The organism is Chitinophaga sp., assembly GCF_036566945.1.
GTDB lineage: Bacteria > Bacteroidota > Bacteroidia > Chitinophagales > Chitinophagaceae > Chitinophaga.
In genome coordinates this window covers 1-8,384 of the sequence record NZ_DATCVJ010000647.1, presented here as the reverse complement: position 1 = coordinate 8,384, position 8,384 = coordinate 1, and the positions used below count along the sequence as shown (strand labels likewise).

The following is an 8,384-nucleotide window of genomic DNA, read 5'->3' as shown; positions in this document are numbered from 1 at the left end:
GATGCAAGACCAAATTCTTTCAACACCTTTAGCATTTTTACCGCATTCTTTTCTGAGATATTTATCCAGATATCCAGATCACCGGTATTTCGTGGCTTCCCATGAAAGGCTAATGCATAGCCTCCTACGACCATATACTCTACCTTATGTTGATTAAGTAACTTTACAAAATCTTCAAAATCCTGTGCCAGTATCATCGCTTAAGCTTTTTCTTTATAATGATGGTTTTGTCAAGTCGCTGTCCCTTCTTCAATAATTGCGACATCAGGAAAGTCGCAGCAGCACCTCTTTCCTGCACTGACTTAGATAGCCAGTATTCGAGATCATGTATGCCATCGTTGGCCTCTTTTAAGGGGACTTTTCGTACCACAGCTGCTATCTGTCTAACGGGTGCTTTTTTTTCTGCTTTAGGCTTTAGAATAACGATTTTACGCTCAATACGAACCAGCTCATTGTCATAAGCTATTTTCTCCCTACTCAGATAATTGCTAAGCGTGTTGTAATTGTATTCTCTATAACTGAGACAAAAATTCTTTAAACTGGAAAATACTTCCAGAGGGTCTTCTTGTTTGTTTTTCCAGTATACAACCACCACTCTCTTATTATTTGATAAAGCTTTGTCCATAGCTCAAATATAACAAATATAAGGTTAATATTAGTCTTTTGAGGAAACAAAAAAGCCTCGCAGCATTCCGCTGCAAGGCTTTCCCAATATCAACTAAAGCATACTTACTGTCCCTGTTGCTTCTTTTTGTGATCTACAATCGCGCCCGTTCCTGCACCTACACCAGCGCCGATCAATGTGCCAATCGCCGCACCTTTCAGCCTGTCTTTATTCACGATGGCTCCTGTAACAGCACCTGCACCAGCGCCAACAACGGCACCTTTAGCAGTATGGCTCCATCCTTTCCATCCTTTTTTCTTCGCCGGAGCGGCTGGTGCCGCCGGTGCTGCAGGAGCAGGATTGTTCATCTCTGCATCGGCATATCCCGGCGTTACCGCACCATCAGATGGCGTATGTTTATGTTTCTTTAAATTGTTCATGGAGTCCACTACCTGCTGTTTAATGGCACTTACATTATTCATCGAATCAATAGTGGCTTTTTTAGCACTCTCTATAGCGGCGGCATTATCAGCATTGCTTTTGCAGGAAAAGAAAACGACTGCTGCTGCTAAGGCTACAAGTAATTGTTTCATGGTTAAAATCCTTTTGACAGCCACTTGTCGAAAATTGTGCCAAACTCCGAATTTACAATGGCAGGCGCATTTCTACAAGCAATTTCCGGAATCCGGCTTTCTCATATGCCTTAACGGCAGCCTGGTTTTCATCATATACGTCCAATCGTACTTCCACCATTCCCTGTGAAGATGCCCACGCCTTAAGTCCTTCCACGATTAGCTGGTTAACGCCTTTGCCCCGGTGTGCCGGGTCCACATACATAAATCCCAGATAAGCATATTGTGGAAATAAAAGATAGGGCTTGGCGTCCTGTATACGCGCATAGCCCGAGCCGATCACCTGACCATTACATTCTGCTACCAGCACTTCTACGTGCGATGCAGCTATCATGGCGGCGATATCGTAATAATGAAAAGTTCCGTCTTTTAAAGTGTCGTCGTACGGACGTTCTGCGGCAATGATGCCCCGTTCAAACTCCAGCAGGACGGGCAGATCCGCTAATATGGCCTTTCTGATGTGAATAGTTTCCATGGTTCCTTAATTCTAACTAATATAGGCCAAATCCATTCATATCAGCGTGCCCGACATAAAAAAAGACGGCTGCAAGTATATCGCAGCCGTCTCTCTGATGATAATCGCTTTATTGCAGCTTAAAGTCGGTTTCTTTTACATCCCGGCTGTTAGTGCCAATAAATAATTTGAAATCTCCCGGTTCTACCGCAAATTTCAGTTCGCTATTATAGTATTTGAGATCATTTTCTGTAATGGTAAACGTAACCTGCTGAGAGGCACCCGCGGGCAGCGTGATACGCTGAAATCCTTTCAATTCCTTTACGGGTCTGGCAATGCTGCCCACCATGTCGCGGATATAAAGCTGTACCACTTCTGTGCCGGCGCAGCTGCCGGTGTTGGTCACCGTTACACTGGCGGTAAGGCTACCGCCAGTTTTCATCGTGTGACTGTTGAGCTGTATATCACTATACGAAAAAGACGTATAGCTTAAACCGTAGCCAAAAGGATAGAGCGGATCATTGGACACATCGAGGTAGTTAGACCGGAATTTGGTAAACCATTTGTCGTCGCCGGCAATGGGGCGCCCGGTATTTTTATGGCTGTAATACAGCGGAATTTGCCCAACGTTTTGCGGAAAAGTAGTGGTCAGTTTTCCGGAAGGATTTACGACACCAAACAATACATCCGCAATCGCTCCACCTGCCTCGCAGCCTCCAAACCAAACATTCAGGATAGCGGGTACATGTTGATTTTCCCAGCCAAGCGTCATCGGTCTGCCTGCGAAGAGCACCAGTACCACCGGTTTACCGGTGGCTATCAGTGCCGCCAGCAATTCCTTTTGTGTATCGGGGATGCCGATATCTGTTTTGCTGGCGCATTCTCCACTCATTTCAGAAGATTCGCCCAACGCGGCCACAATGATATCTGACTGCGCAGCCATTTCAAGTGCTTCTTTTTTCAATGCTTCGGCAGAACGGTTATCGCGGTGAAGCGAGCGGCCAAACATGGTGCTGTTTATTTCCAGCATGGAGTCGGCCGTCAGATTAGCACCTTTCGCGTAGTTGATTTTTACCTGTGTGCCCACTTCTTTTCGAAGCGCTTCCAGCAGGGAAGGATGCTTTGTGATGTCGGCAGAAACGGACCAGGTGCCAGTCATATTGGTGCGTGAATCGGCCAGTGGGCCAATCAGGGCAATACTGCCCTGCTTTTTCAAAGGAAGCAGGTTAGCCTGATTTTTCAACAGCACGAAACTTTCAGTGGCAGCTTTGCGCGCTTCATCGCGTTGTGCTGCGGTATAGATGTCTGTTTGAGACCTGTTACCGCTGCCATAGCGATATGGATCATCGAAAAGACCGAGTTTATATTTTGCTTCCAGGATACGGCGACAGGCGGCATCAATGTTTTTCATGGATACTTTTCCTTCCTGCAGAGATGCTGGAAGCGTACCAATAAATCCTTCGCCTACCATGTCCATATCAGTGCCGGCATTCAAGGCCAGTGCGGACACGGTTTTTAAATCACCCAGACCGTGGGCTATCATTTCATTGATGGCCGTGTAGTCCGTTATTACAAACCCATTAAAGCCCCATTGCTTACGCAATACGTCTGTCATGAGCCATTTGTTGCCGGTGGCGGGGAGGCCATCTACTTCGTTGAAGCTGGTCATCACCGTGCCTGCACCTGCTTTTATAGCAGCGAGATAAGGAGGGAAATATTCATTGTACATCCTCACCCGGCTCATGTCGGTGGTATTGTAATCACGTCCGGATTCAGCTGCGCCATAAAGGGCGAAGTGTTTTACACAGGCCATGATGGTATTGTTTTGCGACAGATCGTTGCCCTGATAGCCTTTTACCATGGCGGTGGCAATTTTGGAACCCAGGTACGGATCTTCCCCCGAACCTTCTGCAATGCGGCCCCAGCGAGGATCGCGTGCAATGTCTACCATCGGGGAAAAGGTCCAGTTGATGCCGTCGGCACTGGCCTCTATCGCGGCAACTCTGGCACTTCTTTCAATCATATCCATATCCCAGGAGCAGGAGAGGGCCAGGGGAATGGGGAAAGTGGTTTTGTATCCGTGTACTACATCCAGTCCGAAGAGCAACGGAATTTTGAGCCTGGATTGTTCTACGGCAATTTGCTGCGCCCTTTTGATATCCGCAGGCTTGGTCATGTTGAGCAATGCGCCCACTTTACCTTCTTTGATCTTTTTTTCAACGTCTGTACTCACAGCGGCGCCGGTAATCACTTCGCCGGAAGTCAGCAGGTTCAGCTGCCCCAGCTTTTCTTCAGTCGTCATTTTACTCATCAGGCCATCTACAAAAATTTTCATTTTTGTATTTTGAGCAAAGCCTGCCTGGTAGCCGAAGTTGAGTGCCAGGAGGAAAAGTAGTTTATAATATTTCATGTCAGAATGTTAGTATGACTTATATTAAAATTCGAGTTGGCAGGTGACCGGAAAATGATCGGACGGAAAACGGAGGTCTTTGGAATCCGTTAGCACCGCGTATTTCAGCACACGAATTTGTGGATTAACAAACAGGAAATCGATGCGGCCTTCTTTCACTACTTTAGTCCAGTTGTGGTATTTGAAATCATTAAAGGTGCTATCGGGGCCATAAGGCTTTGTTTCCACGACCAGTTTGGCATCCGAAAACTTTTTGGTGATAGTGCCATAGGCACTGGTCGTCGGATTGGAATTGAAATCGCCGGTGATGATCACGGGGGTATTTTTTGCCGCCACAGCATCAATTTTTTCCAGGATCATGCGGGCGGCATTTTCTCTGGCTACTACTCCTTCGTTATCGAAGTGGGTGTTGAACATAAAAAACTGTTTTCCCGTGGCCTTTACTTTAAAACAAGCCCAGGTACAAATTCTGATGTATGCAGCATCCCAGCCTTTGGAAGGCTTATCTGGTGTGGGCGACAGCCAGAAATTGCCCGACTGGATCACCTGGTATTTATTTTTGTTGTAGAAGATAGCGGAATATTCTCCTTTGGTATTTCCATCTTCCCGACCCACACCTACATGTGCATATTGCGGCATTTCTTCCAGGTCTTTCATCTGGTCAGATAAAGCTTCCTGTACACCAAAGATATCGAACCCATGGTATTGTATCAGGTCTTTCACCATTTCTTTCCGGTGGGGCCACGCATTGGCACTGTCCCAGGCCAGGTTTAGGCGCAGGTTGTAGGTGGCTACCTGTATTTGTGTTTTCTTTTGTGCTTTTAGTAAGATGGGGCTGCAAAGACCCAGGATGAAGCAGCATTGTATAAAGACGAATCTTTGTTTCATAAAAGTTGTTTTTTATTTAAGTGCCGGTGCGATTGCTTTTTGCCAGATGCTGTACCCCTGGGCATTCATATGCAGTTGATCTGCTTTGAAAATATCAGCTTTTACGGTGCCGTCTTTCTGCAGCATTTTATGATATACGTCTACAAAAGAAGTATGCTTTTGCTTGCGCAGGTATTTTTTTATCGCCTGGTTGGCGGCCACCATACGCGGCATCAGCCGGCTTCTGCTGGGACTTGGCTTCAACGACACAAAGGTCACCGGGATATCTGGCATCCTGCTTCTGATCAGGGTGAAGAGTTGGCAGAAGCGTTGTACTACGCTGTCGGCCGTCACAGTATCCGCTGTGGCGAGATCATTTTCTCCGCAATAAATAACGATTTGTTTGGGATGGTAGGCAAAAATGACGTCGTTGGCATAATGGATCACATCCGGCAGACTGGAGCCGCCAAAGCCGCGATTGATGATGTGGTGCTCCGGGAAGTAGGCCGCAACATCCTTCCAGTAGGTGAAGGATGAACTGCCGATAAAGAGGATGGCATCGTTAACAGGCGGATGTATGGAGTCCTGTTGTTTGAATGCCTGGATGTCGTTGTAAAAAGGATATTGCTGCTGTGCGTAGCCTGTTAGCAGGCAGCAAAAGCAGAAGACCGTTGCAAATATTTTCTTCATAAAACGGATTTTAAAAAGCGTTACTTCCTATAGTGATGTATTGCTTTTATATTACCCCATGTACGAAGAAAAATATTTTCAGTAAAGGCAGGAAATCCTGTTACGGGTTCGTTCTTGGACGCATGATGATGGCGCCGGAATCTTTCTTAATAATTTCTGTATTCAATATGGTAGAAAGTACAAAGAGGGCATCGTCCAGGGAATTCAGGAGGATAGGGCCGTTGATACTTCTTTGACCCAACTGTTGGTCTTCCACGACAATCTTTCTCCCAAAGTTATCTTCCAGATAAGCCAGGATATCGGTAACAGATGGATTGGTCAAGATCAGCTGATGATTTTTCCAGGCCGTGAATTTTTCAGGAGCAATAGGCGCCGACTCAATTTTTTGCACGGCATCGTTGTAGGAAATAATTTCTCCCGGTTTCATCAGGACATCATGCGCATCGCCGTTGTTAAAGGATAGTTTTATTTTCCCGCTTTGTAGTACCACTTCTGTTTTATGGCGTCTTTGCCGGATATCGAAAACGGTGCCCAGCACGGTTACCGTCAGATCTTTGGTATGTACCAGGAATTTATCCTTTGCCTGCAGATGGACGACGTCAAAAAATGCTTCTCCATTCAGCCATACTTCCCGGGGCTGTCCGGGTTTCCATTCCTGTTTATAGGAAATGGAGGAGTTGCCGTTGAGGTCTACTGCCGATCCATCCGGCAATACCACATGGCGTATTTCACCAAAGCCGGTTTGCGCTATTTGTTTATTGTATTTATCCTGGTAGAAGAAATAAGAATAGGTGAGCAATACTGCTCCGCCCATAATGGCGGCTACTTTGAGCAGGTTGCGGACAGAAAACAAGGTGGGGCGCACCTTGTTCAAAGGTACTTCCTTTTCCTGCAATGCCTGTATCATCAGCAAATGTTGCCGGAGTGAGGCTTCCACTGCTTCTTCCGCAGGTAGCTGTTGTTTGAAAGTGATTTTGCTCAGGTACAACCGGGCCTGAAGAATAACGGCCTTTTGCTGAGGAAAAGTTTCGATGACCTGCTGCCAGAACTGCTCTGTTTCCGGCGTGGGCGAATATACCCATTCCTGAAAATAAGTGTCCGCAAGAAAGTCACTTTCTTTAAAATGTGAATATGTATCAGTGATGCGGTTGTTTTCCATTTATAATGAATAGTACTCAGTCCCCCCTTTTTTACCCCACCGGTTCTGCTTTTTTTTCTACAAATTTTTGAAGGCGCGACAAATATTAAAATAATAGAGATAAGAACATAACTTTTTCTTTCAGCGCAGACAAGCTCCTGGCCATGATCTTGTAGGTTGCCTTTACAGAAATGTTGAGGATGGAAGCGACTTCCGGATAAGAAAGATTTTCATAAAATTTTAGAAAGATAGCTTCCAGTTGACGGCCTGTCAACGATTTTATGGCCTTTTGCAGCTTCTGCTGCAACTCTTCATCCCCTTCATGATTGATAATAACGTTTTCGATGGAAAACTCAATATGTTCTTCTCCGGACTGATTAAACACCATTTTGTCATGTTGCTTTATTTTCCTGAGCAGCACATACCGAAAGGAAGAATAGAGGTAGAAGTTCGGCGCCGTAACGTGGGTCAGCTGCTCCCTTCTCTTCCACAGATCCAGAAATACTTCCTGGATGCTGTCTTCTATCAGAGGGGTGTTGCTGGTAAATTTTCGGCCGTAGTTATAAAATTTCCGGTAATAGTCCTTATACAATTCAGCATAAGCCTTGGTGTCGCCATTTATTATATGCTGAAAAATTGTTTCGTCCATTACCAGGTTAGAGATTTGTGGAATTTATGGCGGCAAAATTAGAGAAAAACGGAAACACCTGATTATATAATTCCTCGGAATGGTCACTTCTGTTTGTTAAGCGATTGTTATTGCGCCAATATGTCGAGGCGTCTGTTTGGTACAATCTACCCGAAAAAATGAATAATGGTATTGGTTATATGAAAGATATGAATACGTTATTTGTAACATTTATATGCCCTTCCATAGCTGCGCCACCGGTGAAAGAAAAAAAATTAAAAATAGTTAGGAACGGGTGGGGTAAAAAAAATCATTCCGGTCACTTTACCCTTATAAAGGGAAAAAATCCATTTTATCTAACGAACTAAATCCACGCCAACTATGACGCTTCGCTATTTTAAGCGCTTGCTTGTGTTGCTTTTGCTGGCCGGCGGCCAGTTGTATGCACAGAAAGCTATCCCTGTAATGGACGCACTGAAGTTGATTACAAAGGAGTTCAAAGCTGACTTTGTGTACGATCCACAGGTTATGAAAAAGAAAACTACCACCTATGATCTGAGTCATCTTTCCGGGAAATCGCTGGAAGATGTACTGAAAGGGGTGTTGTATCCCAATGAACTGGTATTTCTGTACGTAAAGCCTAACTACTATACTGTCGTGGAAAAAGACAGGGTAGGCGAGTACCAGTTACCATCCAAAAAACTAACAGACGACGCTGACAAGACCCTGAGCCAGCCTGCGCAGAAAATAAAGGTGTCCGGGCAGGTAAGGGATAACAACAACCAGCTCATACCCAACGCCATGATTCAGGAGAAAGGTACTTCCAATGGCATGATGTCTAAAGAAGATGGTACCTTTTCCATCACCGTGTCAGGGCCTGCAGCGGTACTCGTCTTTTCTTCTATTGGTTTTACGCCGGTGGAAGAAGTGGTGGGTGATCGTACTTCCCTTAACATCGTAT

Annotated in this window: 9 protein-coding genes and 1 pseudogene; 1 reads left to right on the top strand and 9 read right to left on the bottom strand. The window is 45.4% G+C overall.

Annotation, left to right across the window (positions count from 1 at the left end; all coding sequences use genetic code 11):
* The 9 genes and pseudogenes from VIP81_RS19735 to VIP81_RS19695 all read right to left on the bottom strand — a co-directional run.
* A pseudogene (locus VIP81_RS19735) lies at nt 1-197 on the bottom strand (hypothetical protein); the annotation flags it as partial.
* Nucleotides 194-625, bottom strand: coding sequence for a hypothetical protein (locus VIP81_RS19730; RefSeq protein ID WP_331965074.1), 432 nt, complete (start codon nt 623-625; stop codon nt 194-196). The gene VIP81_RS19730 and the pseudogene VIP81_RS19735, both read right to left, overlap by 4 nt.
* Before the next feature lie 104 nt (nt 626-729).
* The gene (locus VIP81_RS19725; protein WP_331965071.1) at nt 730-1,197 is read right to left on the bottom strand and encodes a YMGG-like glycine zipper-containing protein; all 468 of its coding nucleotides are present in this window, start codon (nt 1,195-1,197) and stop codon (nt 730-732) included.
* A 52-nt stretch (nt 1,198-1,249) separates the two neighbouring features.
* The gene (locus VIP81_RS19720; protein WP_331965068.1) at nt 1,250-1,711 is read right to left on the bottom strand and encodes a GNAT family N-acetyltransferase; all 462 of its coding nucleotides are present in this window, start codon (nt 1,709-1,711) and stop codon (nt 1,250-1,252) included.
* Between the two features lie 109 nt (nt 1,712-1,820).
* Complete coding sequence (gene bglX, locus VIP81_RS19715) at nt 1,821-4,100, bottom strand: beta-glucosidase BglX (RefSeq protein ID WP_331965065.1); 2,280 nt, start codon at nt 4,098-4,100, stop codon at nt 1,821-1,823.
* Nucleotides 4,101-4,124: 24 nt separating this feature from the next.
* Nucleotides 4,125-4,988: an endonuclease/exonuclease/phosphatase family protein gene (locus tag VIP81_RS19710; protein WP_331965062.1), complete on the bottom strand. Its 864-nt coding sequence runs from the start codon at nt 4,986-4,988 to the stop codon at nt 4,125-4,127.
* Nucleotides 4,989-5,000: 12 nt separating this feature from the next.
* Nucleotides 5,001-5,657, bottom strand: coding sequence for a GDSL-type esterase/lipase family protein (locus tag VIP81_RS19705; RefSeq protein WP_331965059.1), 657 nt, complete (start codon nt 5,655-5,657; stop codon nt 5,001-5,003).
* A 100-nt stretch (nt 5,658-5,757) separates the two neighbouring features.
* On the bottom strand, nt 5,758-6,816 hold the full coding sequence (locus tag VIP81_RS19700) for a FecR family protein (RefSeq protein ID WP_331965054.1): 1,059 nt from the start codon (nt 6,814-6,816) through the stop codon (nt 5,758-5,760).
* An 85-nt stretch (nt 6,817-6,901) separates the two neighbouring features.
* Nucleotides 6,902-7,444, bottom strand: a complete 543-nt coding sequence (locus VIP81_RS19695; RefSeq protein WP_331965051.1) for a sigma-70 family RNA polymerase sigma factor — start codon at nt 7,442-7,444, stop codon at nt 6,902-6,904.
* Nucleotides 7,445-7,804: 360 nt separating this feature from the next.
* Here VIP81_RS19695 and VIP81_RS19690 point away from each other — a divergent pair.
* Nucleotides 7,805-8,384, top strand: a 580-nt coding sequence (locus tag VIP81_RS19690; protein ID WP_331965048.1) for a carboxypeptidase-like regulatory domain-containing protein, incomplete at its 3' end; no start/stop codon positions are given.